This is a genomic window from Prochlorococcus sp. MIT 0701 (genome assembly GCF_000760295.1).
In the GTDB taxonomy this organism is placed as follows: domain Bacteria; phylum Cyanobacteriota; class Cyanobacteriia; order PCC-6307; family Cyanobiaceae; genus Prochlorococcus.
Genome location: NZ_JNBA01000027.1, coordinates 60,121 through 87,066, shown reverse-complemented (window position 1 = coordinate 87,066; position 26,946 = coordinate 60,121). Strand labels below are relative to the sequence as shown.

Below are 26,946 nucleotides of genomic sequence, written 5' to 3'. Positions count from 1 at the left end.
AGTTGCTTGGCGAACAAAATCTAAGCTTATTTTGATCTTGATTGTTCGCATTAAGCTGAAGGGTTTGCTTGGTTGACTAGATGTAGTCAATGTAATCAGCAGCTAGGAAGTTATTCTTATCCACATCAAGCAATGTGCTGTGAATGGCAACTCCTTTAATCAATAGATTATCACCAACTTGCCGGAATGATAAGTCAACACCTTTCCCTACCACAGCCTGATCATTCTCATCGATTGAGAAAGACTCATAGATATTCTCCCCGCTACTGAGGATGTAATTATCAGCTCCACAATCACCTTTAAGGGTGTCATCTTCTAAGCCACCATCAAGCTTGTCATCGCCATTGCCTCCAGTGACTTGATCATCTCCACCGCCTCCTAGCAAAACATCATTACCATTTGCACCAAAGATCACTTCATCTGCAGACGTTCCAGTTAATGAATCATCAGCATCAGAACCAATGATTCTTGTCTCACTCAAGCTATCAGGAAGAACACCAAAGAATGGTTTTGTATAGAGCTCAATATCATTGCCATCGCCACCTTGATAAGTCACGAAAAGATCAAGTCTTCCTCCGTGCTCACTTTTAAAACGCCCTGCAGAATCGCCTTCATTAAGGCCATCGTATTCACTAGTGAGATCACCATCCACTTCTGTGATCACAAATGAATCACCAGCAGAAAGTTTGAAGTGATTAAGTATCTTGACTTTTGCTTCTCCTGCTAGCTTTAAATCACTCTTGATTTCAATCCAGTCATGTTTGGTTATGAGTTGGTGAGTTCGGTGTGCCATTCATTAACACTTTGATGGCTCAAGGTCGCTAGATCTAAATTAGACATCTAAGTGTTCAATGTTTTCAGCTCCGATGCGGTTGTTGTGCTCTCCCTTGATGTTTGCTTGGCTTGTTGGCACGAGTGGATTGCTGGGGTTGGCGAGCTCGCCTGTTCATGCTGGTGAACTTCGATGTGATGGAACTTTGCTGCAGTTCAGTGTTCGTGAAAGTGGTGAGCTGCGATCAGATCGCTTTCGCTTCTCTCTTCAACTGGAGGCCGAGGCTGAAACTCCATCGGCAGCAATGGATCAGCTCAATAAGCGCTTAGCCACAGTTCGCAGTCGCCTGAGGCCACTCAGCCTGGGCGATCTCAAGATTCCTGCTCCACGTAGTTATGCCATTGATGGCAATGGCGGCAAACCTCGCCTGCAGCGTGCTTCTACGAGCGTCAGTGGTGAGGTGGGCCGATCCAATTACGACGCGTTGATTCAGATCGCAGGCAGACTGCCTGGCGTTGATCTGCAAGGCATGTCTTCACGTGCTGATCTTGCTAGTGAACAGAAGTTGAAGAATCAGTTGTTACGTCGGGCTCTACAGCAGGGCAAGCATCAGGCTGAAACCACTTCCGATGCACTTGGCCTCAAGCAGGTACGACTGCTGCGCATTGATCAGCGCGGTGGTGGAGCGATTCGTTCGCTCAGTTTTTCAAAAGCAGCAAGCTCACGTTTCAATCCCGACGAAGCACCGCAGCCGCGCCAGTCGCTCACACTGAATCTCGATTACTGCTTGTCTTGAAGACAAACAGATTCGCTCCAAATACATTTCCCTGGATGTATTCAATGACTTGATGCGCGATCGCTTGCTTTGGATCCTCAGCCTGCTCTTCGTGGCCTGGATGGTTTGGTCTGAAACGAGCTTTCAATATTTCGATCAATCGCTCGCTGATGAGCTTGCTCTCTCCTCTGCTGATGTTGCCGTTGTGGGGGGAGCCTTCCTTCTCCCCTATGGCCTCGTTCAGATCCCTGTCGGTTTGGTGTTGGATCGTGGTCGCGCAGAACGTTTGTTGTTACTCGGCGCAATCACGGCTACCGCACTGACACTGGCCTTCGCTCGAGCTGAAACCCTCAATGGCTTGATCATCAGTAGAGCTGGCATGGGTCTTGCTTGTGCTGTCGCCTTTCCGGCCTCAGGGCTGCTCGCCAAGCGGACCCTGCCGCCGCAACGTTTTGCCTTGGCGATGGGTGCCACTGACAGCCTGCTTGGTTTTGGCGCCGCCTTGGCAGCCGTGATGCCTGTGTTGATCCATTTGGGCTCCTGGCGACAGCAGGTGACGTTGCAGATCATGGTGCTGGCGTTGCTGGTGGCAGCACCGTTAGTTGTCGTGGTTGTTGCAACCTTGCGGCAGAGTCATGCAAAGACCAGCCAATCGATCAGCGAACGCCAAGTCACTGATCATTCAGGGTGCTGGAGTGCCGATGCCATCAAGAAGGTTGTCCATGCGGCCTTGATTTATGCCTGGGGTGCTGGAACTCTTTTTGGCTTTTGTCAATATGGCTTGCTTTCCCAGGTTGAGGGCTGGAGCGGTTCGCTCAAGGTTGGAGTGGGAATGGTTCTTTCCCTCTTTACATCAGCAGGAATGCTTGGGGCAGGTTGGCTCGGCAGTCATCAGTCCAGGCGTGGTCCCATCCTGTTGGCGGGCAGCTGCAGCGCCGCCGCCGCTCTGCTGCTCCTGGCGGGGTCCAACCCTCAATCAGTCATCGTTTTGATTTTGGCCGGAGCCATTCTCGGTCTTGGTCTCGGCACGAGTGTTTTGGCTTTTCCTCTTGCAGAAGCTGCAGCCCCTCCAGCTCAAACAGCTCTTGTTGTGGCCTTTGTAAATACAGCAGGCACGTTGATGGGAGCGTTGATGATCATGCTCTCTGGGGTGTTGCTGCAGGTATCGCCCCCCGGCAATACAACTCTGGTGGAGTTGACCTACGGCAGCCTTGCTTTGTTGGGGATCGTGTTAGCTGCACTGCTTCAGATGCAAAACATCAAAGGCACTTCACAACGATGAGGTGATTAGTTGGCCCAATTCCTTTGTTCTCAATGGAGCTGTGATCAATTACAGCCTGAAGCGACGCGAACGGCAGCAGCCGGTAGCGCTTGCTGTGAAGGTCCATGTGGACTTGGAGGTGCCATGGCGAGTCGTTAGAGATTGTTTGGCTGGTGCGGTTCTGGGCACAGTTGGTGTTTGCAAAGATCCCAATCCTGAGGTGAGACAGGTTGCTCTTGAGCGTTTTTGCCTCTCTTATGAGATCAACGTGGGGGTAGAGAAAGTAGAGGCTTACGGTCTTCTCACCCGCGCCAATTTGCTTGCTTCGGTTCAAGATGCTTTTTCGCTGCAGGCATTAACCTCGTCACCCCAGAGCCTCTGGCGATTCAGACGGGCCGCAAATCAACTGGCTCAGCCTTGGTCTAAGAGCGTTAAAGGCACGGCCACGATGGCCTAAGCGATCTTTCATTGCCTTGTCCATCTCAGCAAAGGTTTGGCCTACTTCTGGCATGTAGAACACTGGGTCGTAGCCAAAGCCTCCTTCCCCTCGGGGCGTTTTCAGAATCATGCCGGGGCAGCTTCCCGCCACTTCTATCTGGATCTTTCCACTTGGGTCGGCAACTGCCAGGGCCGCTGTGAATTGGGCGCTTCGGTCTGAAGCTTTTGCTTCTTCTAGCTCGAAGAGCAGCCGAGCGATTCGTGCATCATCGCTGTCGGCAAAGCGAGCGGAGTGCACCCCAGGGGCTCCATTTAGGGCATTAACGCTTAATCCCGAGTCATCGGCTAAGACCCAATGACCCGTGGCTTGAGCGACTGTCAGGGCCTTGATGCGTGCATTCTCAGCAAAGGTCTGTCCTGTTTCTTCTACCGCAAGATCTTCTGGTTGGGCTTGCACGCTGAGCGGCAGGTGTGACAGCAACTGACGGAACTCACGGATTTTGCCAGCATTGCCGCTGGCGATCACCAGAACCCGCTCTGGTAATTCACTGTTGCTCATGTTCGTTCTGCGAGCTGCTTTGCCCAGTTCAGAGCTGCCTTGACGTCTGCCTTGCTGGGAGCTTCGCAGTAGATCCTTAGCAGGGGTTCGGTGCCGGAGAAACGCAGCATCAACCAGTGGCTAGGTCCAAGTCGAAATTTCACGCCATCTGTACGGATCACGTCTTGAACAGGTTGATCAGCAACTGTGGCTGGAGGGGTTTGCTCGAGCAGAGTTTCTAGTCGTTGTCGCGAGTCCATGTCAGCAAGGCGTAGATCGAAGCGTTCGTAAAAACTGACTCCCCCACAACGCTGTTGCAGGGCTTTCATGCGTGCGCCGAGGGGCTGCCCTCCCTCCACAAGTGCTTCCAGTACAAGCAGGGCTGCGAAGAGGGCATCCCTCTCAGGCAAGTGCATCCCGAAGCCCACCCCCCCTGATTCTTCACCACCTATCAGGACGTCACCCGTCAGCATTTCTGCTGCGATGTATTTGAAACCAACCGGCAGTTCCAGCACCTCCCGGCCTAGATCCTCAGCAACCAGACGCATCAGGTCAGAGCCACTCACGGTTTTCACAACCTTGCCTGGCAGTTGTCTGGCTCGGGCGAGGTGATCGATCAGCAGGGGCATCAGCAGTTGGGTGCTGCAGAAGTTGCCAGCTTCATCCACGGCTGCGATTCGGTCGCCGTCGCCATCAAACACAAGCCCTACGGCGTCCTGGCCAGCATCGCTGGAAGCTCGCACGGCCGCGATCAGCTCTTGAAGATAGGGAGCCAGGGGTTCGGGAGGATGGCCTCCGAAGAGGGGATCACGTTGACTGCGGATTTCCTGGACGAAGTCTTCGTTGTCCTGGGCAAGCAGTTCACTGATGCAGCCCGCTGCGGATCCATGCATGGGATCAACGATCACCTTCAGGCCTATTGTTTTAAGACCATCTTTGAGCGTTTCAAGATCAAGCTTGCTTCTGAGTCCTTCCAGGTGTTCCCGGCGACAATCGAAGCGCTCAGTACCTTTATCGATCGGCACGGTGATCCCACCAGCTGTGAGCCGTTGTTCAACGGCGGCTGTGAAATCACCTTCAACAGAGCCCCCGAAGGGGCCTTTGATTTTCAGCCCTAACCACTCCGGGGGATTGTGACTGGCTGTGATTACTAAGGCGCCAAGGGCTTGATGCTGAACGACTGCCCAGCTGCAGGCAGGAGTAGGTACAGGCGTTTCGGTGAGTAAGGGCTCCAGCTCACAGCCGCGCACGGCGGCAGCAATGGCTTCTGCCATTTCCGGAGCTAGGAAACGGCGGTCGTAGCCGATGATCACTTTGCGGCTCTTGAGTTCTGTGGGTGCGCGATAGGCCAACTCCTGTGCTGCTGCTGCTGCAACGGTTAACAGCCTTTCGATTGTGATATCAACGCCGATTACCCCGCGCCAACCGTCTGTACCGAAGTGGATGGGGGCCGCGGCCAGCGGCAGGGGGGCCGATGCCATAGATGATCAACTAATGGACTGGATCTAGCAGGCAGGGGCCGTAACGTCGACTGATGGGTGCCACCCCTCTCGCTGCCAACGTTCTGACTGATCGCTTGCTGCGTAGTTGGCTGCGCTGTCGTCGTAGGGCTTGGTTAGACCGTTATGGCGATGGAGAACAACGGCTTTGGACTGCTCACCGCACTCTGCAACTCGATGATCAGCAGCGCAACTTTGTTGCTTTGTTGCCGCGCAAACCATGCAGGGGTCTAGACGGTTGCAGTCAAGGATGCCCAGGGGTGGTGGGGCTGAGGCTTAAGGGGGTTGGTCCTGCGGGGCAGTTATTGGAGGCCCATCCTCCATTGCTGCAGAGGGTCGAGGGGCAAAGTCGTTGGGGGGCATTTGCTTACCGACCGGTGCTTGCACGTCAGGGTCGACGATTGACCAGAGAGCATCGCTTGGCTTTGGCCCTTGCTGGTCGTTTATTGGCACCGCTGCAGTCGGCTCCCGTGCCTGAAGGATTGGCTCTAGCTGGAGCTGGTCGGAGTCTTCACATGGAGCGAGTTTCATTGTTGGGGGGGCTGCAGCGGCAGCTTGAGGAAGTACTGGTCAAGTTGGCCGCCGACCTCGAGCTGAGCGAGCCTCCGCCTTTGGTTGCTGATCGGCGTAAGTGCAAGTTGTGTTCCTGGCGGGGTGTTTGCAATGCCGTGGCTGCTGCAGAGGGACATCTCAGTGAGGTGAGCGGTATCGGGACTCGTCGACGGCAGATGCTTCAGGAACTGGGGATCCTTGGTTTGCAGGAGTTAGCGGCAGCCGATCCGAATGAACTCGGAAGTCGTTTGCAACATTTCGGCGAGCAGCACGGGGAGGTAGCTCCTCAGCTTGTCGCTCAGGCCCGGGCTCAGCGGGATGGTCGTTATGAGCGGTTGGACTCCGCATCAGCTTTGCCGGAATTGGCCACTGCCCCTGGGGTGTTGTTGTACGACATCGAATCTGATCCAGATGCTCGCGATGATTTTCTACATGGTTTTGTCCGGCTGGGCCGCAGGCCAGATGGCAGTTGGGATTTAGAGGGAGCGCATTATCACCCTTTTCTGGTGCTTTATGAGCACGGCGAGGCACGTTGCTGGCAGCGGCTGCAACGCATGCTGAAAAGTTATCCCGACTGGCCAGTGATGCATTACGGCGAAACGGAGTCTCTGGCTCTTCGCCGCATGGCTCAGCGGCAGGGAGCTGACGAGGCTGAGTTGAGTGCTCTGAGCAAGCGCATGATTGATGTGCACGATCGGGTGCGGCGTTATTGGCGATTGCCTTTAAACAGTTATGGGTTGAAGTGCGTGGCTAGTTGGCTGGGATTTTGTTGGCGTCAGGTGGGGGTCGATGGTGCTCGAGCTCTGCTTTGGTGGCGCCAGTGGCGTGGCTCAGGTCTTCAAGATCGGGGCAGTTCCTATTCCTTGCGTTGGATCTTTGATTACAACCACGATGATTGTCTCGCTACTTGGGCCGTGGCGGCATGGCTGTTGAAGCAAGACGAGCTGTTGAAACAAGATGAAGCTGGTTTAAGCAATACGGGCACTTAGCACCCTCAGATAATCCTTAGGCGCTCCTTAGTAAAGGCTGTATATCTTTAGCTAGACAATTCACCATGTTGCCTATTCTCTAAAGGCCAAAACTTAGTGAACTTCACTGCTACAGAATATGCCTGCTTGTCATTGTGGCCTGGATCGCTCTAATACTGGCAATATTGGCTTGGGCTGCAATTTATAAGTATTCTTTTGCTTCTGCTAATAATCTCATTGAGATAGAAAACTCATCCATGTCATTATTGATATCCAGGTCGCCATTATCAACCTTGTCCCATATTTGCCGTATAGTATCGTTAGTCAGATGATGGTAATAATCATTCAAAGTCTTGAAGCCCTCTGCAGCAAGGCCGGGTAAGCATAATATGGCGCTAAATACGTATGCAAATCCTCTTAAAGTTTTAAAAGTACCAAGCTCATTTTCTCGCGGCATGCGTTCAAGATATAGGCTTAAAATGTCGGAATTTTCATCTTGGCTAATAGCTTGATAATTGCTAAAATATGCTAAATCATATAGAGGGTGACTTGGCCCAGAAAGCTCCCAGTCTATTAGTTGAAATTGTTGATTAAAAAGTAGATTATCTGATCTAAAGTCATTATGTGTAATGACTAATTGATCCAGGGGCCATTCCTTTTGGCATAGGATTTGATAATTTCAACATAAGCAGTCTGCAAAAAGTCTTGAGGAGTATTTGCTAAACTATAAGCAATGTAGTCTTGAGCTATCCGGTAAGATAAGTTTTTATCCTCACGTGGAGTTTTATGCAATGTTCTCATCAGTTTAATGATCTTATCTAGACCATTTGGTATATTATTTAATATATTTGGACTACGACCTTTTGGCAGTGTATTCTCAATGAAATCCATTACAATAATGCCTAAATTGGAATCACTGTAATAAACTTTAGGTGTAATTTGCTTATTGCTCATGAACTCTTGAATGTAAAATTCTTGGTGAATTTCTTTGCTCCCAAAAATGCCGGAAGTATGGCGAATAAGATAATCATGGCCATCGACGCAAACTTTATAAAGTTTTGCGCCAGACAAGCCACCTGTTACCGGCTGGAGTGTGTAGCTATCAGTTTGCAGTATGTCTTTAATTGCATCAGCTGACAAGTCGCCAATCGCTTCTCCGCTCGAAATATGAGGACTATTGTGTGAATTATATTGAATAAATAGATTGTATATGGCTATAGCAAAAGTGCAACAGCCTATTTACATAGGCTCAAGAATAAATCTCAAAGAAATCGCGGCAAATAAGTGCATGTTCTATATCTATACATGCACTTATGTAGTGGCAATTTATATGTCAGTGTTTTTGCAGAGTTCCCTTCTGTAAAGTTATCTGGGTGTCCCTAGTCACTCCTTGATGGAGGCTCAAATCCACTAGGAATGGAGAGGCACACTTTTGTTGAGTCTTCCTCCTCAAACAGTTCAGGCTCTGCTAGCGACTGGTGGCGCACCAAGGCCAGGCCAAGACTGCCTGTTGACTCTGGGTCTTGCATCGCTGAAGTGATCACTCCGGCGCGATTGCTGGCGCCTTCCTTTGGTTGACGAGTAATCAGCTTCTGGCCTACGGCAAGCGGGCTATCTGTCTGCCAATAGCGCAGTTGTTGTTTGATGCCACCGCTGTTGGCCAATTTGGCCAAAGTTTCTTGCCCCAAGTAGCAGCCTTTGCTGAGACTCACCCATGCTGCAAGTCCAAGCTCAAATGGGTTGGTGTCGCCATTGATTTCACCAGGTTCAAGGGGGAATCCTTGCTTGAGCCGCCAGCGTTCTACTTGCTCTTTATTGGCTTGCTCCATCGCAGCCCAGTGTTTTGGCAGAGGTTCGTCTGGCAGCAGCCAGATCACCTCAGGAGTTTGCTCCTGTTTGAGTTGGTCGAGTCTCTGTAGTCGTCTAATTGTGTTGATGGGCTGCAGACGAACCTGATCTGCAGGGAAGATCACCTGTTCAAATCCCGTGGCTACTGCGTTGTGATCGCCGGCGAGAACAAGCACATCTGCACCATTGTCATCCAGGCGAATCTCCAACAGCGCCCGCACTCTTCCTGTGGCGGTGAGCCAGCAGCAGCGAAGCAGGCAGCCTGTTTCGGCAGCCAGCAGATCGGCACTGGTCTGGCCGTGAAGAAAGTCTCGACTACCAGAACCCTCCAGCCTCAATAGGGGTTTAAGGGCGTCCCAGCGTTGCTTGATCGCGTTGCTCATGTCTCTGTCTCCAGCTGTCTGGCCCGCTCAGCGACCTGATTGAGCTGGTACAAACTGACAAGCTCTAACTCAGCAGCATTCAAGGCCTCTTTACCACCTTCTTGTCGATCGACGATCGTGACGACGCGTGTCACCAGATAGCCCGTCTCACGCAGCTGCTGCACTGCTTTTTGTGACGATCCGCCTGTGGTGACAACGTCTTCCAAAACGGTGATGCGTGCACCGCTGGGAGGTAGTGGACCTTCAAGCCAAGCAGCGGTGCCATGGCCTTTGGCTTGCTTTCTCACGATCAGAGCATTGAGAGTGCGTTCCGCTTGTGCTGCTGCCATGGCAACTGCACTTACTAGCGGGTCCGCGCCGAGGGTAAGGCCAGCTACAGCAACAGCATCAGGCTCCACATGTTCGAGTAGAGCAAGACTGAGTAGCTCTAGACCCGATCCACTTAGGCTCACGGGCTTGCAATTCACGTAGTGGTTGCTTTGGCGACCAGAGGCCAGGGTGAAGTCTCCATGGCGGTAGGCCTCTCGCGCTAGCCGGTTGAGCAGCTCATCGCGGCAGGCCTCCGCCGATGGGGGAAGAGGGCTCATTGGGCTGGTGCGTTAAGGATTCATTGCCTAGTTTGCGCGTAGTCGTGTTTTTTGCAGTTATGGCTTGGGTGTCCTTCCATAAGCTAAGGATGCTTGGTTTGGCCCTGGTGACACCATTGGCAGTCACTGGATGGGGTGGCGGTTTGGCCTGGGCGAGGCCTGTGGTTTGCACCACGACTCTTGAAGCACCGGATGCCAACCAGTCGTCAAAGGGCCCTGTGGAGGTGAGCCAATGTGGGCCGTTGGAATCCACTGGTGCCTTAATCGAACGTCGTTTTTACAGTTGGACTGCTCCTTATGCCAGGGGTGTGGATGTGCTTCATCAGCTCACGGATATGCTCGGCATCGCTGTGGCGAGTCATGAGGGCAATCGCTTGATGGGATTTGGTTTCCCTGATCAGACGATCATCTGGGATAGTTCTGCTGTGCAGAACACCTATCAGGTGCTTCTAGAAGAGCAGAGCCCTTCCCTACCTTGGCGAACTGTTGATATCTCCAGCGGGTTTGATAACAGCCTTGCAGGGGATGTTCCTTCAGAAATTGTCATGGTGGAGGATGGTCCTGAGATGAATGTGGCGCCTGAGGCCTTCACTCCTATCCGTGGCATGTGGTAGATCCGTGATTGAGGGGGTCTAGCAATCTGGTGAATGCAGCGAACTCATAATTCGCCTAAGGCGAGTTCGATCCTCGCGACCCCCATATTTTCTTCATTCAATGAGGTTGCTTTTCCTGGCTGTATTGCTGGTTCTACCGGCTTTCTTCGCGGCTGGAGAGGTTGCCTTGTTGCGGCTGCGGCCTAGTCGGGTACAGGTTTTAGTGGAAGAGCAGCAACCCGGAGCTTCCGCCGTCCATCGTCTTCAGCGCCGTTTGAGGAGGGCGTTGATGGTGTCTCAACTGGGTGGAATGCTGGCGTTGGTAGCCCTGGGCTGGGTTGGCCGTGGTGTTGGACATCGCTGGTGGCCTCTCGCTGATCCTGCTAGTCGCTGGTTGGACGGGGGGCTTTTTCTGCTGCTTGTGGTGTTGGCCACCTTGTTGGCTGGTTTTCTTCCTAAGGCCTGGGTGCTGAATCGTCCGGAGGCTGCAGCTCTAAACCTCGCTCCATTGTTGGAGATGGTGATGCGTGTGCTTGCTCCCCTTTTGGCACTTATGGAAGCTGTCGCTTCGATGATGTTGCGGCTGGTTGGTTTGAATGCACATTGGGATTCTCTCGTTCCTGCTCTCTCTGCTGGTGAGCTGGAGTCTCTGATCGAAATTGGTGGTGTAACAGGCCTTCGTCCTGATGAGCGCAACATCCTTGAAGGTGTTTTTGCCTTGCGCGACACTCAAGTTAGAGAGGTGATGGTGCCACGTTCTGGCATGGTCACCTTGCCTGTTGGGGTCTGCTTCGCTGAACTGATGAAAGTGGTGCATAGCACCCGCCATGCGCGCTTTCCAGTGATCGGTCAGTCCCTAGATGATGTCAGGGGTGTGCTTGATTTACGTCGGTTGGCGGAACCCATCTCCCGGGGTGCTTTGCAGGCAGAATCTCCGCTTGAACCTTTTTTACAACCAGCTGCAAGGGTTCTTGAGACGAGCACTTTGGCTGAATTGTTGCCGATGATCCGAAGTGGACAGCCCCTACTGCTTGTCGTTGATGAGCATGGCGGTACCGAAGGCTTGGTTACAGCTGCCGATCTCACTGGTGAGATCGTGGGCGATGAGCCCCATGCTGACGACGACGAGCCGGATCTTGAGCTGATTGAGGGTCAGTCAGACACATGGATGGTTGCAGGGGATCTTGAGATCATTGAGCTCAATCGACAGCTCAATCTGGACTTGCCTGAAGCTGATGGCCATCACACCTTGGCTGGCTTTCTGCTTGAAAAGTTGCAACACATCCCTTCTGCTGGAGAGGCCTTGCGCTGCGATGGTTTGCAATTCGAGATCGTGGCGATGAAGGGTCCTCGTATCGAGCGTGTGCGACTGATTCTTCCCAGTCACGATCACACTGAGGAATGATCGTTGATAATTTCCCCGATGCGCCATGGCCTGCCGATGACCGATCCCATGGTTCCGGTGAAGGTCGGTGTGATCGGGATTGGCAATATGGGTTGGCATCATGCCCGTGTGCTCAGTCTGCTTAAGGATGCGCAGCTGGTGGCAGTCGCTGATCCCGATCCTGAGCGTGGTCAGCTGGCGACTGAACAGTTTGGATGTGATTGGTTTCCTGACTACCACAGCTTGCTAGGCGAGGTCGAAGCTGTCTGCATTGCTGTGCCGACATTGCTCCATCACAAGGTCGGGCAGGCATGCTTGGAGGCAGGCCTGCATGTGTTAATCGAAAAACCGATTGCGGCCAGTCAGGAGGAGGCATCCGCATTGATTGTGGCGGCTAATAAGGCTGGACGGCTCTTGCAGGTTGGCCATATTGAACGCTTTAACCCTGCCTTTCGAGAGTTGATCAAGGTGGTGGAAAATGAGGAGGTGGTGGTTCTTGAGGCTCGTCGCCATAGCCCTCATGGAGACCGAGCCAATGATGTGTCGGTGGTGCTTGATCTGATGATTCATGACCTCGACTTGGTTCTTGAGCTGGCGGGTGCTCCGGTGGTAGGTCTTGCTGCTGCAGGGGGCCGCACTGCCGAGGGTCCGATCGATTACGTCAATGCCACGCTTGGCTTCAGCAATGGTGTGGTGGCGAGCCTCACGGCTAGCAAGATGAGCCACCGCAAAATTCGCAGTCTCAGTGCTCATTGTCGGGGAAGTCTTGTTGAGACTGATTTCCTTAATCACACCCTGCATATCCATCGTCGTGCTCATGAGTGGTATTCAGCCGATCACGGTGAGTTGTTGTATCGCAATGACGGTTTTATCGAAGAGGTCAGCACGACTTCTATTGAGCCTCTCTATGCCGAGTTGGAGCATTTTCTTCAGTGTTTGCGAGGTCGTGAGACACCAGCGGTGGATGGGCAGCAGGCTTCGCGCGCGCTGCGTTTGGCTGACCTGATTGAACATGCCGTCGAACACCCCGGCATGGGGCTTTCATTGGAGGAGCCCATCTGAGTCGTTAGGAACACATCAGTCCAACCAACCCTCCCGGCTCGCACAGCGCTACTTTTTCAGGGGCTTCTTTGCAAATCGGCTGTTGCTCCATTCGCTTGCTTGTGGCGATTGGGCTCTGGACTCCATCGATTGCGTTCAAGGTTTAGAGAACTAAATTTTCAACCTCAGTTGTCTTGCTGATGGAATCAACCAGCACCGCACCGAGCGATCAATACCGTCGAAGTGTTCTAGGTGTGCCAGTGGACGCATGCCGCGATGTTCAGGCTGCAGCCATTGGTTTGCATGCTCGTGGAGGTGGCCAGATCGTCACGCTTAATGCGGAGATGACGATGGCGGCTAGGGAGAACCCGAGGCTAGGTGATGCCATTGCGGCGGCAGATCTAGTCATCCCAGATGGGATTGGCGTGGTTTGGGCGCTGAGGCGTCAGGGAGTTGTGGTGCCGCGCAGCCCTGGCATTGAACTGGCACGTTCGTTACTTGCCTATGCAGAGGCTCATGATTGGAAGGTGGCACTAGTGGGAGCAACGCCGCAGGTCATGGATCGTTTGAGGCAATTCCTGAAGCAAGATCTGCCTGCTCTGCGACTTGTGATGTCTTCGCATGGCTATCAGCCCCAAGATGCTTGGCCTGGCATGGAAGCCAAGTTGAGAGCGTTGCATCCTGATCTTGTGCTTGTGGCACTAGGAGTTCCCCGTCAAGAAACATGGATACCGCGCGTAAGGCGGGCATGCCCAGGCCTCTGGATGGGTGTTGGGGGAAGCTTCGATGTATGGGCTGGCATGAAAAAGCGAGCCCCTCAGTGGATGTGTCACTTAGGGCTCGAATGGCTCTATCGGTTGGGCCAAGAGCCAAGCCGATGGAATCGCATTCTTTGCCTGCCTACCTTCGTCTGGGAGGTATGGCGGCGAGGGAAAAAGCGTTGATTGAAATGAATGCTTCAGCGGAAGCCCACAGATGCTTGCCAAACAAAGACAAGCAGGAAGAAGAAAATGGGGATGAGTGGAAGAACATCCACTGCTGGAGCGTAGGCCTGATAGGCCTCTGGCAGTTGGGCCATCAGATCGAGAGTGAAGGCTGCCATCCCTAGTTGCTCAGCTGCGTTTCATGGACGTTACCACGTGTGATGTGCTGCTGAGTCCGGTTGCCAAGGAGCGAAATCCTCTGAAAAACAGTCATCTTGAATTGCTTGGCTAATCGCTGAGGTGAATCTGATCAGCTGGGTGAGGTTGTGCAGGCTTAGAAGCGTGAGCCCTAGGAGCTCCTCGTTGCGAATTAAGTGATGCAGATAAGCCCGGCTGTGATGGCGGCAGGCTGTACAGGCACAGCTTTGATCTAGGGGTGTGTGATCTTCACGAAAGCGGGCATTGCGTAAATTCCAGCGCTCGCCAGCGACAAGTGCTGTGCCATGTCTTCCCAGGCGGGTAGGCAGCACACAGTCGAATAGATCGATACCACTTGCAACTGCAATCGCTATTTCTCGAAGGGTGCCAATCCCCATCAGATAGCGGGGGCGATCCTGGGGAAGCAGAGGAGAAACCTGGCGCACGATGCGATGAATGTCTTCAACCGGCTCACCCACGCTGACGCCACCGATGGCAATGCCAGGTAGATCAAAGCTGGCAACGATATGAGCACTTTGCTCTCTGAGGTGGGGAAAACATCCTCCTTGAACAATGCCGAATAGGGCTTGGCTTGTGTGCTGATGGGTGTTTGAGCAGCGTTCCAGCCATGCATGAGTGCGCTTACAGGCAGCCTCCACATCGCTTTCGCTGGCTGGGTATGGGGGACATTGGTCGAAGGCCATAGCGACATCAGCGCCAAGGGCCATTTGAATTTCGATGGCTCGTTCTGGCGTGAGTTCAATCTGGCTGCCATTGCGAGGGTTGCGAAAAACGACCCCGTGATCATCAATACGATTCAGGTCTGCCAGGCTGAAAATCTGAAAGCCACCTGAGTCGGTAAGCAGTGGGCGGTCCCAGCCCATGAAGCGATGTAGGCCACCGGCATCTGCCACGATCCCCTCGCCTGGCTGAAGATGGAGGTGATAGGTGTTTGCTAACACCATCTGAGCTCCGGTGTCGGCCAGTTGAGTGGCTGTGATGCCTTTCACCGTTGCCAGCGTGCCCACAGGCATGAAACGAGGTGTGTTGACAGAACCATGAGGAGTGCGGAAGCAGCCAACGCGAGCACGTGTGTGTGAACAGTGGGCGTTGATCTGAAAATCAAACACGGCTAGTGCTACGGCGATACTCCAGCGCCAGAGGGCACCAGGCCGATCATGACCCTACGTTGGACTTTGCCTTTGACTGGAGGTTGGAGATCTTGCGCGCTCCACTTTGGCTCCGGGATTTGGCTGGAGCATGGATCTTCTACTCCGTATTGCCTGCTTGGCCAGGGCTGAAGCCACGCTTTGAACGGATTGCTCGCTTTGCTCCTTGGATCGGATTGGTGCTGGGAGGACTGCAGTCTTTGCTTTGGCTTGTCTTGATTCGTGCCGATTGGCCGACCTCGGCAGTGGCACTTTTGGTCATCGGGCTGGGTGCCTGGCTTTCGGGTGGTCTTCACCTTGATGGGTTGATGGACACGGCCGATGGTCTGGCGGCTGGTCGTGAGCGCTGTCTGCAGGCTATGGATGACAGCTGTGTTGGAGCTAGTGGAGTTCAGGCTCTACTTGTGGTGGTTTTACTTCAGATTGCAGCCCTACTTCGGCTTGGTTCCCTAGCCCCTTTGGCTTTGCTGATTGCTGCCTTTTGGGGGCGTTGTGCGCCGCTTTGGGCAATGGCGCGCTTCTTTTACTTGCGTGAGGGTCAGGCTGGCACCGCATCCTTTCATCGTCGTTATCGCCAGGGATGGCAGGAAGCATTGCCAGCATTCTTAGTGCTGCTTTTGGCATTAACGGTTGTCCCTTCACTCATGATCGTGGGGTGGCCCAGTCAGATGGTTTTGATGGCAGGAATTGGTGTGGGTGTCTTGCCGGCGTTTTTAGTGCCTGAAGTGCTTGGACGTCGTCTTGGTGGGCATAGCGGGGATTCTTATGGCGCGTCAGTCGTGCTGGTGGAAACAGTCACGCTTCTGTTGCTGGCGGTGTTACTGCCGGCAGGCTGAGTAGAAAGGCATTCCCTTCGCTGGGAAGGGCTGGATCAAGGTTTGCTGGCGAGGTGATCAGTTGCAGCGAACCTCCCAAATCTTCAGCCAGTTGGCGTCCTAGGGCGAGGCCAAGGCCGCTGCCGGGGCGATCGCCACTGCTTTGGCCTCGAATGCCTTTGCTGAAGATGAGTTCACGGTCTTGCTTGTTGATGGGTTCACCTCCATCCCAGACGCATACTCCGTCTTGTCGCAGGCACAGGCCGATAGGGCGGCCTGCAGGGCTATAGCGGAAAGCATTCTCCAGCAGGTTGGCCACGATTTCAGCGACCACTCCATCTCCTGAAGGACGTAGCTCTTCAGTCCAGGCAGGCCACTGGCTGGGTCCATGCCAAGGACGTTTTTGCAAGGCTGATGTGGCTATGGCGCGTTCGATCAGTGGTGTTAGTAAGGATCTGATAGTGAGATCAGTGGCTTGTGGCAGTAATGGAGGCAGCAGCAATGGGGCCTTGATGCTTGCTTGTATTGGCAGATTGTCCTGGCCGATTTGGTCGAGGCTGGAGATATAGCGATCTAGTTGTGCTTGCTCGCTCAGCAGACCCTTAATCAAGGTGCGGTGACGACTATCGGGCTCTAGGCGCTTCATCAAGAGTTGGGCATAGGTTCGAAGCGCGGCTAGCGGATTGCGCAGTTGATGCACCATCAGGCTGATTTGTTCACGTTGCTCGGCTAGCTCATCAAGCAGCCTGGCGCGCTCAAGCTCAAGACTGAGGCAATGGGTGATGGCACTCGCAGTAGCAAGCAGCCGTCGGTCTAGGCGGGTGGGCCAGGATGGCGAAGAGAGGGGCTTTTCGGCTCTGAGTACTCCAAGCAGGATCGTTCCTTCTTGAAGCGGGTACCAGCGTCGATCAGGAGAGGGTGCACGAAGCTCAGGGTCTGCCTCTACAGGTGGCAGGGATTTGTTCCCTGTGGCAGGCCACTGACTTACGGCTTCCAGGCTGGGCGCGCGCCCGTCTCTTGCTTGAGCGATATAGACCACAAGCTTCTCTAGTGGAGCCTCCGCTTCGAAGCTGCTGAGTTGTTGCTTCACCAGATTGAGGAAGCGGTTTGACAGCTTCATGGCGACCGATGTGCCTCTGGACACCGACACCAAGAGGCTGATATGAATTGCACCTTGAAAATTCTGAAAAAAGTATTAAAATTTGACCGCCGATTTGCTGGAAAGCCTCGTCCAGAGGCTGTAGCTCAAGGTCGGACAAGGTAGAGGTTGCACAAATTGTGTCACCAAAGCCACAGCAGAGGTTGCACAAATCGTGTCACCAAAGCTACAGCAGAGGTAGATGCGTCCTTTGTTGGATCCTCGGCCTCGGCCGGTCATGTTGAAAGTGATCCCTCAGGGTGTTGTGGCTGTGCTGCGATGCCCCGAGTATGGCTTGCTGACATTTGGGCATCGCCAAGCTCTTGCATCTTGTTTGAGCACCATCTGCTGGACGGTTCTAAGCCGCCCCGTTCCCCTCTCCATCGCACTCCTATACAGGAGTTTCCCGTTTATGTCTAAGAAGCGCAAGCGGATCAGCCGCAGACGACTGGCTGGTCAACGGGTGTTGGCTCATGTGCCTACTTTCCATCTCGAAACCGGTGAGTACAAGCCTGTGACGGCAGCTCGTCGCTATATCGCCGAATCTGGTTTGATCTCACCGGCGATCCTTAATGTTCGTCGTAACGAGCACACCACTGATCGCTTTTTCTGGGGCGAGAAAGGCTTGTTTAGTGCTCAGTACGCTGAAGAGAATCATTTTCTTTTCCCTTCTTTGCGCTTGATCGTTGACTCCGTTGGGGAAGAGACCATGTTTGAGGGTCTTGAACTGACTTCAGACGACTGGGAGGAGATCGAGGAGTACGAGTACGCCTTCGTTTGAAGAGATCGGGATTGATTAGTGGAACCAGGAGATCAGAGCTTGCTGAATCCGGGGGATTAGTTCTCCCGGAATGCAGTGGCCCCCTTCGAAGCTCACCAATGCCGTCTCAAATCCGCTTGTTTTTAGGCTTTTGAGGAGTTGTTCAGAGGCGGAGTAGGGAACTACGTCGTCTTGGCGCCCATGCAGGAGAAGCACAGCGGGGCGAATGCTTGGAGCTACCCAATTTGGATGTGGGTATGCACTGCAGCCGATTAGGCCTGCTAGAGGTAGGTCACAACCACTGGCCAGGGCCATTGCTCCCCCCTGGGAGAAACCCAGCAGAGCCGTTCTTTGTAGAGGAATTTCTGGGGTTTCCAGGGCTTTCAAACGAGCCTGAAGTTGAGAGATCGCATCAGGAACGGCTTTCCAGTCGCTTGGAAAGAGTCCATACCATTGCCGACCCAGACCTTGAGGATGAAGTTGTTGTGCTCGTAGAGCCACTAGTTCTACGGGAGGCTTGATGGCTTGGCAGAGCTCTCGGCCAAGGGGCATCAGATCGTCTGCATCTGCACCCCAGCCATGCAGTAGCACCAGCCTGTAGTAAGCACCTTTGGGAATGTCGCGGAGAAGGTTTTCGTTCACGGCAGGGGTTGTATCGCTGCTGCGTAGGTTGGCCCACGGAATGCTTTCGTCTCTGCTGCCATGGCTCCCATCGCCTTGTTGAGCGTTTCAAACAAACATGGGATTGTGCCTCTAGCGGAATCCTTGCATCGCATTCATGGGTTTCAGCTTCTTTCCAGTGGTGGCACAGCCAAAGTGCTGGAGGAGGCCGGTCTGCCCGTGACGCGGGTTGCTGAGCACACAGGTGCTGCGGAAATTCTTGGAGGACGGGTGAAGACTCTGCACCCTCGTGTCCATGGAGGCATCTTGGCGATGCGGGGCGATCCTGATCATGAGGCCGATCTGGAGAAGCATCAGATCCCTCCTATTGATGTGGTGGTGGTGAACCTTTACCCGTTTCGGGAAACAGTGGCCAATCCGCAGGTGAGTTGGGAAACCGCAATTGAGAATATTGATATCGGTGGCCCCGCCATGGTGCGAGCGGCGGCAAAGAACCATGCGCATGTGACTGTGCTCACTAGGCCGGATCAGTACGACAGATTCCTAGTGGCTTTAAGTGATGGTGTGGATGGCCAGCTCCGTCGCGAGCTGGCCCTTGAAGCCTTTGAACACACGGCCGCCTATGACGTGGCCATCAGCCATTGGATGGGCGAGCGGCTGACCGAGCAAGCTTCCCAATGGCTTGAGGCTATTCCCCTTAGGCAGAGGCTGCGCTATGGCGAGAATCCCCATCAGCAGGCGGCTTGGTACAGCGCTCCGAAGCAGGGTTGGGGCGGTGCCATTCAGTTGCAGGGCAAGGAGCTCAGTACCAACAATTTGCTTGATTTGGAAGCTGCCTTGGCCACTGTTCGGGAGTTTGGATATGGCATGGATGGGGCTCATCGAGCTGTTCAAGATGCTGCCGTGGTGGTTAAGCACACCAACCCTTGTGGCGTCGCGATTGGCACTGGTGTGGCGTCGGCCTTAAAGCGTGCCTTGGATGCTGACCGGGTGAGTGCATTTGGAGGGATCGTGGCTCTGAATGGATTGGTGGATGCCATGACTGCTCGGGAGCTCACCAGTTTGTTCTTGGAGTGTGTTGTGGCACCAGGCTTTGACCCAGAAGCTCGGGAAATTCTTGCCAGCAAGGCCAACTTACGCTTGTTGGAACTGGCTCCAGGCGCCGTTGATGCGGCTGGTCATGATCACATTCGCACCATCCTCGGCGGGGTGTTGGTGCAGGACCAGGACGATCAATCGATTGACCCCACCAGTTGGACTGTGGCCAGCAAACGCTCGCCTACTGCTGAAGAAAATGATGATCTCACTTTTGCGTGGCGCCTGGTACGACATGTGCGCTCTAACGCCATCGTGGTGGCTCGTGCTGGTCAGAGTCTCGGAGTTGGAGCTGGACAGATGAACCGGGTCGGCTCGGCGCGTCTAGCCCTTGATGCAGCTGGCGATCAGGCCAGGGGTGCTGTTTTGGCTAGTGATGGCTTCTTCCCCTTTGACGACACGCTGCGCTTGGCGGCTAGCCATGGCATCCGTGCCGTGATCCAGCCTGGTGGGAGCAAGCGTGATGGAGATTCAATCGCTGTTTGCGATGATTTTGGTCTTGCAATGGTGTTAACCGGAAAGCGCCACTTCTTGCATTAAGTTAGTAATAATCAAAGCTAATATAGAGCTACTTTGTTGCCCTATATTTTGACTTTATTGATTTCCTTGATGAGTTTCATTCTGACTGAATTTGCTTTGGCTTTGTTCCTTGCTGCCAGTGAAATTCGCCCTGGCCCTGCACAAAGGAAGTAAAAGAAAGTAGTGGCGTAAACACCAGACAATTCAAAGGCATAGCTATGGTTTTCGACCACGGCGAAGGGGAAGCCTTGCAGGCCAGTATCAAATAAGTGGTATGTAATCGCAAAAGCCATTGTCGATAGAAGGCCCAGCGCACAGAGCCTAGTAGCAAGTCCGAACGCGATTCCAATTGGACAAATGATTTCTGTTAAAGCTGCTGCATAGGTCCAGAGCAGAGGGTCGCCTGGTAAGAAGTCAAGGTGTTGGCCGATGACAAATTCCGAGAATCCTTCTGGATTTTGGAGCTTCTCTAATCCGTTGTGGACCATCAAAATGCTGATCCCCAGCCGGAGTATGAGAATTCCAAATTCGGAGAAGTAGTTAATCGATTCTGACGATGTACTGGCTTGAGGTCCTAAGTCAGAGTCAGATCCCTTTGCTTTAGGGGTTTCGGAGCCGGCCATCATCACCATGGATTGCAGGTGATCAGTTTAGAGAATGGGTTTGCAGATCAAGGCGATAACAGGGTTGACCTGCTCAGAAAGCTGCATGGCGACGTGGTGGGCAGGTCAGTCCATGGGTGGCATGGAAGTCTTCTTGAACCTTCCAGGTGAGTCGTCGCGAGATTTGTCGCACGATTTGCCTCAGCAGCTGGTCACCACTTGTCTGGACAAGACCATCCGGGAGCAGGGTGATCACTTTCGGTAGTTGGATCCACACCGAAAGATCCAAATCCCAGTTCACGATGGTGGTTTGTTGGACAGTTTTGCTGGCTTCTGTTTCTGATGGCTCAAGTTTCAGCCCAGCCTTGAAGTCCACATCGTAATGATCACAAAGGGGCTGATCTTGATGAGTTAGGTCCACATTGATGATTTGGTAGAGCCCTTGCTGCTGTGGAAGCAGCTTTAGGCCGATGCAAGGCTCCACTTCAAAGCCAAAATTTCCGAATCGACCAAGGGTCAGGAGATAGGACTGATCATCGAGGGTCTTGACCTCCATGGGTGCAGCGCAGCGTTGAAACCAGCCTTGATGGTGGTCAAGATATACGGCCACGCTTTTTGGCGGCGCAAGCATCTCCATGCGATCGGAAAAATGACTTCGATAGCAACGGACCTGTGATTTGTTGCTGAGGCGCAGGTATTCGTCGGCAGGTATCGACAAGGGCGGCACGGATGGTCATCCCTGGCTGGGGTTAGCCGGGGATATTAACAAATGTAAAGCCAGGATGTTGCTCAGTCGGTGGTTAGGTCGATCAGCTTCTGAATCACATGTTCAACCACTCGATCGGGTGTTGAGGCTCCGGAGGTGATGCCGACATTCACGCTCCCAGCAGGTAGAAAATTACTTTCGATGAACAGATCTTCTCCCAGTGGCTTGTGTTGGATGCTGTTGTTATCACCAATACGTTCTGGGGTATCGATGTGGAAGGATCGGATTCCTCGGCTGATGGCGATTTCCTGTAGGTGAGTGGTGTTGGATGAGTTGAAACCGCCAATCACCACCAGGAGATCTAGAGGTTCATCAACTAGCGAGAACATTGCTTGTTGCCGTTCCTCTGTGGCGTCACAGATGGTGTTGAAGGAAAGGAAATGTTTATTGAGCTCGATTGGGCCATATTTCCTGAGCATGGTGCGCTCGAATAAACGACCGATTTCCTCGGTTTCACTTTTCAGCATGGTGGTCTGATTGGCCACCCCAAGGCGTTGGAGATCTTGATCTGGGTCAAAGTTTGCAGAGCATGCTTTGGCAAAGCGTTTCATGAACGCAGCACGATCTCCTTGGCCCAGGATGTAATCGGCGACTAGTTGGGCTTCATCAAGGTCTAAAACAACCAGATAGGTCCCTGCAAAGGAGCTGGTGGCCAAGGTCTCTTCATGCTTCACCTTGCCATGAATAATTGAGGTGAACTCTTGCTTCTTATGTTTCTCTACGGTGTGCCACACCTTGGAGACCCATGGACAAGTGGTGTCGATGATGTGACAGCCACGCTCATGAAGTAGCTCCATCTCCTGAACAGTGGCACCGAAGGCGGGCAGGATTACGACATCGCCGTCACTGACGCAGGAAAAATCTTTAACACCTTCTTCAGCGTGGATGAACAGCACGTCCATTTCGCGTAAGTGTTCATTCACTGAAGGGTTGTGAATAATTTCGTTGGTAATCCAAATGCGCTCGCTTGGGTAGTGCCTCCGGGTTTCATAGGCCATCGCAACTGCTCGCTCTACTCCCCAGCAGAAACCAAAGGCCTCAGCCAATTTCACCTGTAGTCGGCCATGTTGAAGCACATACCCGTTGTCTCGGATCGAGCCAATGAGGCTGCTTTGGTAGGCCTTCTCAAGGTTGCTGGCGACTTCGTTGGCTCGCCCGAAGCCCCTACGGTTGTAACGCTCAGAGTGGTGTAGCGAGCGTTTGAAAGCTTGTGTATCCATCGTGGCAGCCGCAATCTTCTGACTCTATGGGCAGCTCAATACTTTTGAAGCAAAAAAAGCCCGGCACTGGGTCGGGCTTAATGGGATTCAGGTTGTCGATCAGGTTTTAGTTGCCGGCTGAGGCGAAGTCGGGATAAGCCTCCATACCGTGCTCACCGATATCAAGACCTTCGATTTCCTCGGCTTCCGTGACGCGGATACCTCCAAACAGTGCGCCGATGACAGACCAGGCAATCCAGCAGGTCACCACGGTCCAGATGGCGTAGGCAACGCAGCCTACAAATTGAGCCCAAAGCTGACTTGCGCCACCTCCAACGAATAGCCCAAGGGCGGAACCATCACCTTGGATGTCAAAGCCCCAAAGGCCGATCACGAGGGTTCCCCAGATGCCACAGACGCCGTGGACAGAGAAAGCTCCAACTGGATCGTCGATGCCTAAAGAGTCAAGGGCTGAGACCGCGAACACCACAATGACACCACCGATTAGGCCTGCAAGCCAGGCCCCTACCAGCGTGAGATTGCCACAACCCGCTGTAATGCTTACTAGGCCGGCAAGGATGCCGTTGATGATCATCGTTAGATCAGGCTTGCCGGAGTAGAGGGTGGAAATGATCGTTGCGCCGATGGCGCCACCTGCAGCCGCGAGTGTGGTTGTTACAGCCACGTAGGGGACCCATTGATCCATGGCGAGCTGGGAGCCGGGGTTGAAGCCATACCAGCCGATCCAGAGGATTAGGGCGCCAAGGGTGGCGATGGACATGTTGTGTCCTGGAATCGCTTGGGCCTTGCCACCGACAAATTTGCCGATGCGGGGACCGAGCAGCATTGCTCCTACCAGACCTGCCCAGGCACCGACGGAGTGAACGATCGAGGAGCCTGCGAAATCAATGAATTCAACGCCTTCGCCAAAGGCAGTGTTGAGCCAGCCCCCGTTCCATTCCCAGCTGCCGGCGATTGGGTAAATGAAACCAGTTAGCACTAGGGAGAACACCACGAACTCGCCGAACTTGACGCGCTCTGCAACGAGTCCTGAGACGATGGTGGCAGCGGTGCCTGCAAAGGCTGCTTGGAAGAGGAAGTCGACGCTTGGGACAAGACCTCCTTCGCTGATCAGTTCAGGGGTTACAGCAGGATCAAAGAACAGGCCGTTGAAATAGAGCCATCCTGCCGAAACAGGATCGCCGTACATCAGCGAATAGCCGATGAACCAGTAAGCCGTTACCGCTAGGGCAAAGACAAATAGGTTTTTGGCGAGGATGTTGACCGCGTTTTTTTGACGACACATTCCTGCTTCGACCATCGCGAAGCCGGCATTCATGAAGATCACCAGAATCGTTGCAACCAGAAGCCAGAGATTGTTGGCCAGGAAGGCAGCATTCAGTTCTGGCATCTCGGCGGCATGGGCCGAGAGGTTGAAGAGTCCTAGGCCGAAAAGAGCCAAGGGCACGCAAGCCAGCCACGTCAGTGAGCGATTGGAGCTGAAGCCACGGATACTGCGCAGGAGGAGCATTGGCCCCTCCAGGAGACTGGCCTCCTGGAGGCGTACCGTGCGCCGCCTGGAGGGCGGAAGCGGAGCAGTTGTCATTGGAAGAAGCAGATCTGCAAAACGAGCTGGAAAGCTTTGTGATAGCTCAAAGGGGAAACTTGCTCAACTTGGGATTTTTTTATGTTCAGGTTGATACGAAATATGGGATTAGTGGACGCTTTTAGGTCTATTTGCCGGGGTGAAAGTTCTTTTTGTTACATCTGGAGCTCTTTTTGCTGTGTCAACTCTGTGTCGTCTTGGTAGGCCTAAGGCCTTGCCAGGTGATCTGGTCGCGGTGAAATCCGAAGCAACAAGGAATTACTTCCACGCCAGCTGCCAGAGCCTGGCGAAAGAGCTTTCCATAGTGGGGGTCTGCGCTATCCCCTGGGGCGAAAGCTTTGACATCGTGGCGGCTGAGGCAGGGCACCAAGACTGCTCTGGACTCTGGCAGTACACCGATTAGCTCTTTGAGATGTTTTTGCCCTCGTTCTGTCACCGTGTCGGGAAAGAGGGCTAAGGAGTGTTCGGTCCAGGTGGTGTTCTTGACCTCTAAGTAAATGGGTCTGGTGTCCGAGCAATTGGTATCAGGGGTTAAAAGCAGGTCAATGCGGCTGCGGCGGTTGCTTCCATAAGTCACTTCCGGACGGATTGCTGCGATCGGACCGAGGACTTGCTTGAGGTGTCCGGCTTCAATCGCGGCTCTGATCAGGCTATTGGCCAAGGCTGTGTTGATACCCACCCAGCAGAGGCCGCCCTGGGTGCTTGGTGCCTCCGCTTGCTCCCATGTCCAGGCCAACTTGCGCTTGGGAGAAGGCGCATGGCGTAGTCGCACTCTGCCTCCAGGATGAAGAACACCAGTCATTGGGCCCGTGTTGGCGCAGTGGGCTGTCACGATTTCGCCGCTGATGAGCTCCACATCGGCAAGGAAGCGCTTGTAGCGCTTGACCAATACTCCTTCCTCGAGTGGTGGGAATGTGAGCAGTGGACTCCCTAACGATCCTTCCGGGATTGCCTCGGTCATGGGGATGCTTGCAGGGCTTGAGAATGCTGCTAAATGATCAGATGGTCTGAGGCCCAAGGATGGGGAGATCCTTAAAGCGTATTGCTCTGGTTGTCACAGTCGGCACCTTGCTTAGCAAGGTGGGTGGGCTGGTTCGTCAGCTTGTGATCGCTGCTGCTTTCGGTGTGGGAGCGGCTTATGACGCTTACAACTACGCCTATGTCTTGCCGGGGTTTCTGTTGATTCTCCTGGGTGGGATCAACGGTCCTTTCCACAGCGCCATGGTCAGTGTCCTCAGCAGACGGCCGCGGCATGAGAGCGCTCATGTGTTGGCGGCGCTCAACACCATGGTTAGTGCTGCTTTGTTGTTGTTGACGGCTCTATTAGTGCTGGCAGCCAATCCGTTGATCACTCTGTTGGGCCCAGGTCTGAGCCCTGAGCTGCATCGGATTGCGGTGGTTCAGCTTCAGGTGATGGCACCAATGGCTTTGTTGGCGGGTTTGATCGGCCTGGGCTTCGGCTCCCTTAATGCTGTTGATGAGTTCTGGATTCCGGCGGTTTCACCAATCATGTCCAGTCTTGCTTTGGTGGTTGGTGTCGGAGTTTTGTGGTGGCAGGTCGGGACGGACATCGGCTCCATGCAGTTCGCCCTCAGGGGTGGCATTGTTTTGGCACTAGCCACCTTGGTGGGAGCCCTGTTGCAGTGGCTGATTCAGCTGCCGGCGTTGATCAGGCAAGGCTTGACCAAGATGCAGTTGGTTTGGGACTGGCATCATCCAGGTGTGCGGGAGGTATGGCAGGTCATGGGTCCGGCCACCCTTTCTTCAGGCATGTTGCAGATCAATGTCTTTACAGATCTGTTTTTTGCTTCCGGCATTTTGGGTGCGGCAGCTGGTCTGGGCTACGCCAATCTTTTGGTGCAGACGCCTTTGGGGCTGATCTCCAATGCATTGCTGGTGCCACTGCTGCCAACATTTGCCAGGCTCACTGCCCCGGAAGATCGGCCTGCACTAGTCGCTCGCATCCGTCAGGGGTTGATGTTGTCTACGGCCAGCATGGTTCCTCTGGGGGCAATGTTCGTAGCTCTGGGGACCCCAATCGTTGCTTTGGTGTACGAGCGAGGGGCCTTTGATGCCCAGGCGGCCAGCTTGGTTAGTGGATTGCTGATGGCCTATGGCGTGGGCATGCCTGCCTATCTGGCTCGTGATCTGCTGGTGCGTGTGTTTTATGCCCTAGGTGATGGCACTACCCCCTTCCGACTTTCTACGGCAGGGATTGGCTTGAATGTGTTGTTTGATTGGTTGTTGGTTGGTGGCCCAACCCCTTGGGGCCCTCAGTTGCCATTCAATTTCGGGGCTACCGGTTTGGTGCTGGCGACGGTTGCAATCAATCTGCTGACCTGCGCAGCTCTATTGGTGGGTTTGCATTCTCGGCTAGGGGGCTTGCCTTTGCAACGGTGGGCTTTTGATGGCATCAAGGTGCTTTGGGCTGGTCTGGCGGCAGGGTTTGCGGCTTGGGCTCTGGCGACCTTGGTGGAATGGCCTCAGGACCTGCTGGGTCTTTTGATTGAGGTGTGTCTGTCAGTGGTCACCGGCCTTGTTTTATTCGCTCTAATCAGCATCTCTCTTGGTGTCGCTGAGGTGCGTGAGCTAGCGAGGGAGCTGCGTTACAGAGTTAGTCCTCGCTGAGGCGAACTTCGCGATCCTCACGGACTTGAATCGGTAGTTCCAGATGGTCTCGGCCCACCAGCTGGGGTCCATGTACCGAAACGATGCGTGCTTCGATCCCGAATTCCTGGAAGGCGTTTTCGAGCTCTTGAATCAGGGCTTTCTCTACCTGGTCTTCAGCATCCACAACTTTGCCGATGAGTCGCTCCCCTAGTGGTCCGATGCGTTGACGCATCACTTCGCGGGCGTTGGTGACCTCGATGATCAGCACTGGCCCTCCATGGATGGC

Annotated in this window: 29 protein-coding genes, 1 tRNA gene and 1 pseudogene; 13 read left to right on the top strand and 18 right to left on the bottom strand. The window is 53.8% G+C overall.

From position 1 onward, the window contains the following. Nucleotides 1–76 precede the first annotated feature (76 nt). The gene (locus tag EV12_RS12915; RefSeq protein ID WP_052039522.1) at nt 77–793 is read right to left on the bottom strand and encodes a calcium-binding protein; all 717 of its coding nucleotides are present in this window, start codon (nt 791–793) and stop codon (nt 77–79) included. Nucleotides 794–851: 58 nt separating this feature from the next. On the opposite strand from EV12_RS12915, the gene EV12_RS06705 reads away from it, so the two are divergent. The 3 genes from EV12_RS06705 to EV12_RS13670 are packed head-to-tail and all read left to right on the top strand — an operon-like array spanning nt 852 to nt 3,265. Further along, the gene (locus EV12_RS06705; RefSeq protein WP_036913659.1) at nt 852–1,568 is read left to right on the top strand and encodes an SIMPL domain-containing protein; all 717 of its coding nucleotides are present in this window, start codon (nt 852–854) and stop codon (nt 1,566–1,568) included. 52 nt (nt 1,569–1,620) lie between these two features. Further along, complete coding sequence (locus EV12_RS06700) at nt 1,621–2,829, top strand: MFS transporter (protein WP_036913658.1); 1,209 nt, start codon at nt 1,621–1,623, stop codon at nt 2,827–2,829. 1 nt (nt 2,830) lies between these two features. Continuing rightward, nucleotides 2,831–3,265, top strand: coding sequence for a mechanosensitive ion channel (locus tag EV12_RS13670; RefSeq protein ID WP_036972752.1), 435 nt, complete (start codon nt 2,831–2,833; stop codon nt 3,263–3,265). Here the strand turns inward: EV12_RS13670 and rdgB are convergent. Beyond that, on the bottom strand, nt 3,173–3,805 hold the full coding sequence (gene rdgB, locus EV12_RS06690) for an RdgB/HAM1 family non-canonical purine NTP pyrophosphatase (RefSeq protein ID WP_036913654.1): 633 nt from the start codon (nt 3,803–3,805) through the stop codon (nt 3,173–3,175). The genes EV12_RS13670 and rdgB overlap by 93 nt on opposite strands. Next, on the bottom strand, nt 3,802–5,265 hold the full coding sequence (locus EV12_RS06685; protein WP_036913652.1) for a phosphoglucomutase/phosphomannomutase family protein: 1,464 nt from the start codon (nt 5,263–5,265) through the stop codon (nt 3,802–3,804). Before EV12_RS06685 ends, rdgB begins: the two co-directional genes overlap by 4 nt. A gap of 53 nt (nt 5,266–5,318) precedes the next feature. On the opposite strand from EV12_RS06685, the gene EV12_RS06680 reads away from it, so the two are divergent. After that, nucleotides 5,319–6,824, top strand: a complete 1,506-nt coding sequence (locus EV12_RS06680; RefSeq protein WP_036913650.1) for a TM0106 family RecB-like putative nuclease — start codon at nt 5,319–5,321, stop codon at nt 6,822–6,824. 181 nt (nt 6,825–7,005) lie between these two features. Here EV12_RS06680 and EV12_RS14640 read toward each other — a convergent pair whose 3' ends face one another. The 5 genes and pseudogenes from EV12_RS14640 to pyrE all read right to left on the bottom strand — a co-directional run bounded on the left by EV12_RS14640 (nt 7,006) and on the right by pyrE (nt 9,621). Further along, nucleotides 7,006–7,260, bottom strand: a complete 255-nt coding sequence (locus tag EV12_RS14640; protein ID WP_036913648.1) for a hypothetical protein — start codon at nt 7,258–7,260, stop codon at nt 7,006–7,008. A gap of 105 nt (nt 7,261–7,365) precedes the next feature. Further along, nucleotides 7,366–7,434, bottom strand: a pseudogene (locus EV12_RS14945) (hypothetical protein); the annotation flags it as partial. 2 nt (nt 7,435–7,436) lie between these two features. Next, nucleotides 7,437–7,943: a hypothetical protein gene (locus EV12_RS06670; RefSeq protein ID WP_036913646.1), complete on the bottom strand. Its 507-nt coding sequence runs from the start codon at nt 7,941–7,943 to the stop codon at nt 7,437–7,439. A 239-nt stretch (nt 7,944–8,182) separates the two neighbouring features. Beyond that, on the bottom strand, nt 8,183–9,034 hold the full coding sequence (gene ygfZ, locus EV12_RS06665) for a CAF17-like 4Fe-4S cluster assembly/insertion protein YgfZ (RefSeq protein ID WP_036913643.1): 852 nt from the start codon (nt 9,032–9,034) through the stop codon (nt 8,183–8,185). Beyond that, nucleotides 9,031–9,621 carry an orotate phosphoribosyltransferase gene (pyrE, locus tag EV12_RS06660; RefSeq protein ID WP_036913640.1) on the bottom strand — a complete coding sequence of 197 codons (591 nt, stop codon included), beginning with the start codon at nt 9,619–9,621 and terminating at the stop codon, nt 9,031–9,033. Before pyrE ends, ygfZ begins: the two co-directional genes overlap by 4 nt. On the opposite strand from pyrE, the gene EV12_RS06655 reads away from it, so the two are divergent. The 5 genes from EV12_RS06655 to EV12_RS06640 all read left to right on the top strand — a co-directional run bounded on the left by EV12_RS06655 (nt 9,621) and on the right by EV12_RS06640 (nt 13,583). After that, nucleotides 9,621–10,235: a hypothetical protein gene (locus EV12_RS06655; RefSeq protein ID WP_036913637.1), complete on the top strand. Its 615-nt coding sequence runs from the start codon at nt 9,621–9,623 to the stop codon at nt 10,233–10,235. The genes pyrE and EV12_RS06655 overlap by 1 nt on opposite strands. A 12-nt stretch (nt 10,236–10,247) precedes the next feature. Beyond that, nucleotides 10,248–10,320, top strand: a tRNA-Ile gene (locus tag EV12_RS13665). Nucleotides 10,321–10,335: 15 nt separating this feature from the next. Continuing rightward, a complete protein-coding gene (locus EV12_RS06650; RefSeq protein ID WP_036913634.1) occupies nt 10,336–11,619 on the top strand; it encodes a hemolysin family protein in 1,284 nt (427 codons plus the stop codon). Between the two features lie 36 nt (nt 11,620–11,655). After that, nucleotides 11,656–12,660 carry a Gfo/Idh/MocA family protein gene (locus tag EV12_RS06645; protein ID WP_036913896.1) on the top strand — a complete coding sequence of 335 codons (1,005 nt, stop codon included), beginning with the start codon at nt 11,656–11,658 and terminating at the stop codon, nt 12,658–12,660. A 179-nt stretch (nt 12,661–12,839) separates the two neighbouring features. After that, nucleotides 12,840–13,583, top strand: a complete 744-nt coding sequence (locus tag EV12_RS06640; protein ID WP_036913631.1) for a WecB/TagA/CpsF family glycosyltransferase — start codon at nt 12,840–12,842, stop codon at nt 13,581–13,583. Nucleotides 13,584–13,597: 14 nt separating this feature from the next. Here the strand turns inward: EV12_RS06640 and EV12_RS06635 are convergent, their stop codons facing one another. Both EV12_RS06635 and tgt read right to left on the bottom strand, forming a co-directional pair. Next, nucleotides 13,598–13,741, bottom strand: a complete 144-nt coding sequence (locus EV12_RS06635; protein ID WP_011131230.1) for a photosystem II reaction center protein K — start codon at nt 13,739–13,741, stop codon at nt 13,598–13,600. Nucleotides 13,742–13,771: 30 nt separating this feature from the next. Continuing rightward, nucleotides 13,772–14,890: a tRNA guanosine(34) transglycosylase Tgt gene (gene tgt / locus EV12_RS06630; RefSeq protein ID WP_036913628.1), complete on the bottom strand. Its 1,119-nt coding sequence runs from the start codon at nt 14,888–14,890 to the stop codon at nt 13,772–13,774. Nucleotides 14,891–14,982: 92 nt separating this feature from the next. On the opposite strand from tgt, the gene cobS reads away from it, so the two are divergent. Then, the gene (cobS, locus tag EV12_RS06625) at nt 14,983–15,765 is read left to right on the top strand and encodes an adenosylcobinamide-GDP ribazoletransferase (RefSeq protein WP_081939905.1); all 783 of its coding nucleotides are present in this window, start codon (nt 14,983–14,985) and stop codon (nt 15,763–15,765) included. On the opposite strand, the gene EV12_RS06620 is transcribed toward cobS, so the two are convergent. Continuing rightward, nucleotides 15,725–16,864 carry a sensor histidine kinase gene (locus EV12_RS06620; RefSeq protein WP_036913625.1) on the bottom strand — a complete coding sequence of 380 codons (1,140 nt, stop codon included), beginning with the start codon at nt 16,862–16,864 and terminating at the stop codon, nt 15,725–15,727. The genes cobS and EV12_RS06620 overlap by 41 nt on opposite strands. A 430-nt stretch (nt 16,865–17,294) precedes the next feature. Here EV12_RS06620 and EV12_RS06610 point away from each other — a divergent pair, with 430 nt between their 5' ends. After that, nucleotides 17,295–17,663 (top strand): DUF3155 domain-containing protein, encoded by a 369-nt coding sequence (locus tag EV12_RS06610; protein ID WP_036913890.1) that lies wholly within the window; start codon nt 17,295–17,297, stop codon nt 17,661–17,663. 15 nt (nt 17,664–17,678) lie between these two features. Here the strand turns inward: EV12_RS06610 and EV12_RS06605 are convergent, their stop codons facing one another. Continuing rightward, nucleotides 17,679–18,284 (bottom strand): alpha/beta hydrolase, encoded by a 606-nt coding sequence (locus tag EV12_RS06605; RefSeq protein WP_036913620.1) that lies wholly within the window; start codon nt 18,282–18,284, stop codon nt 17,679–17,681. Between the two features lie 60 nt (nt 18,285–18,344). On the opposite strand from EV12_RS06605, the gene purH reads away from it, so the two are divergent. Continuing rightward, nucleotides 18,345–19,898, top strand: coding sequence for a bifunctional phosphoribosylaminoimidazolecarboxamide formyltransferase/IMP cyclohydrolase (gene purH, locus EV12_RS06600; protein ID WP_036913617.1), 1,554 nt, complete (start codon nt 18,345–18,347; stop codon nt 19,896–19,898). A 41-nt stretch (nt 19,899–19,939) separates the two neighbouring features. Here purH and EV12_RS06595 read toward each other — a convergent pair whose 3' ends face one another. The 5 genes from EV12_RS06595 to sfsA all read right to left on the bottom strand — a co-directional run bounded on the left by EV12_RS06595 (nt 19,940) and on the right by sfsA (nt 25,011). After that, on the bottom strand, nt 19,940–20,500 hold the full coding sequence (locus EV12_RS06595) for a DoxX family protein (protein WP_241466538.1): 561 nt from the start codon (nt 20,498–20,500) through the stop codon (nt 19,940–19,942). Nucleotides 20,501–20,573: 73 nt separating this feature from the next. Beyond that, on the bottom strand, nt 20,574–21,206 hold the full coding sequence (locus EV12_RS06590; protein WP_036913613.1) for a DUF1997 domain-containing protein: 633 nt from the start codon (nt 21,204–21,206) through the stop codon (nt 20,574–20,576). Between the two features lie 62 nt (nt 21,207–21,268). Continuing rightward, nucleotides 21,269–22,465 carry a 4-hydroxy-3-methylbut-2-enyl diphosphate reductase gene (locus tag EV12_RS06585; RefSeq protein ID WP_036913612.1) on the bottom strand — a complete coding sequence of 399 codons (1,197 nt, stop codon included), beginning with the start codon at nt 22,463–22,465 and terminating at the stop codon, nt 21,269–21,271. A gap of 106 nt (nt 22,466–22,571) precedes the next feature. Continuing rightward, complete coding sequence (locus tag EV12_RS06580) at nt 22,572–24,050, bottom strand: ammonium transporter (protein WP_036913609.1); 1,479 nt, start codon at nt 24,048–24,050, stop codon at nt 22,572–22,574. A 181-nt stretch (nt 24,051–24,231) separates the two neighbouring features. Further along, nucleotides 24,232–25,011, bottom strand: a complete 780-nt coding sequence (gene sfsA / locus EV12_RS06575) for a DNA/RNA nuclease SfsA (protein WP_036913884.1) — start codon at nt 25,009–25,011, stop codon at nt 24,232–24,234. 59 nt (nt 25,012–25,070) lie between these two features. On the opposite strand from sfsA, the gene murJ reads away from it, so the two are divergent. Continuing rightward, a complete protein-coding gene (gene murJ / locus EV12_RS06570; RefSeq protein WP_036913606.1) occupies nt 25,071–26,678 on the top strand; it encodes a murein biosynthesis integral membrane protein MurJ in 1,608 nt (535 codons plus the stop codon). Here murJ and EV12_RS06565 read toward each other — a convergent pair. Beyond that, a complete protein-coding gene (locus tag EV12_RS06565; RefSeq protein ID WP_036913603.1) occupies nt 26,665–26,928 on the bottom strand; it encodes a hypothetical protein in 264 nt (87 codons plus the stop codon). The genes murJ and EV12_RS06565 overlap by 14 nt on opposite strands. Nucleotides 26,929–26,946: the final 18 nt, after the last annotated feature.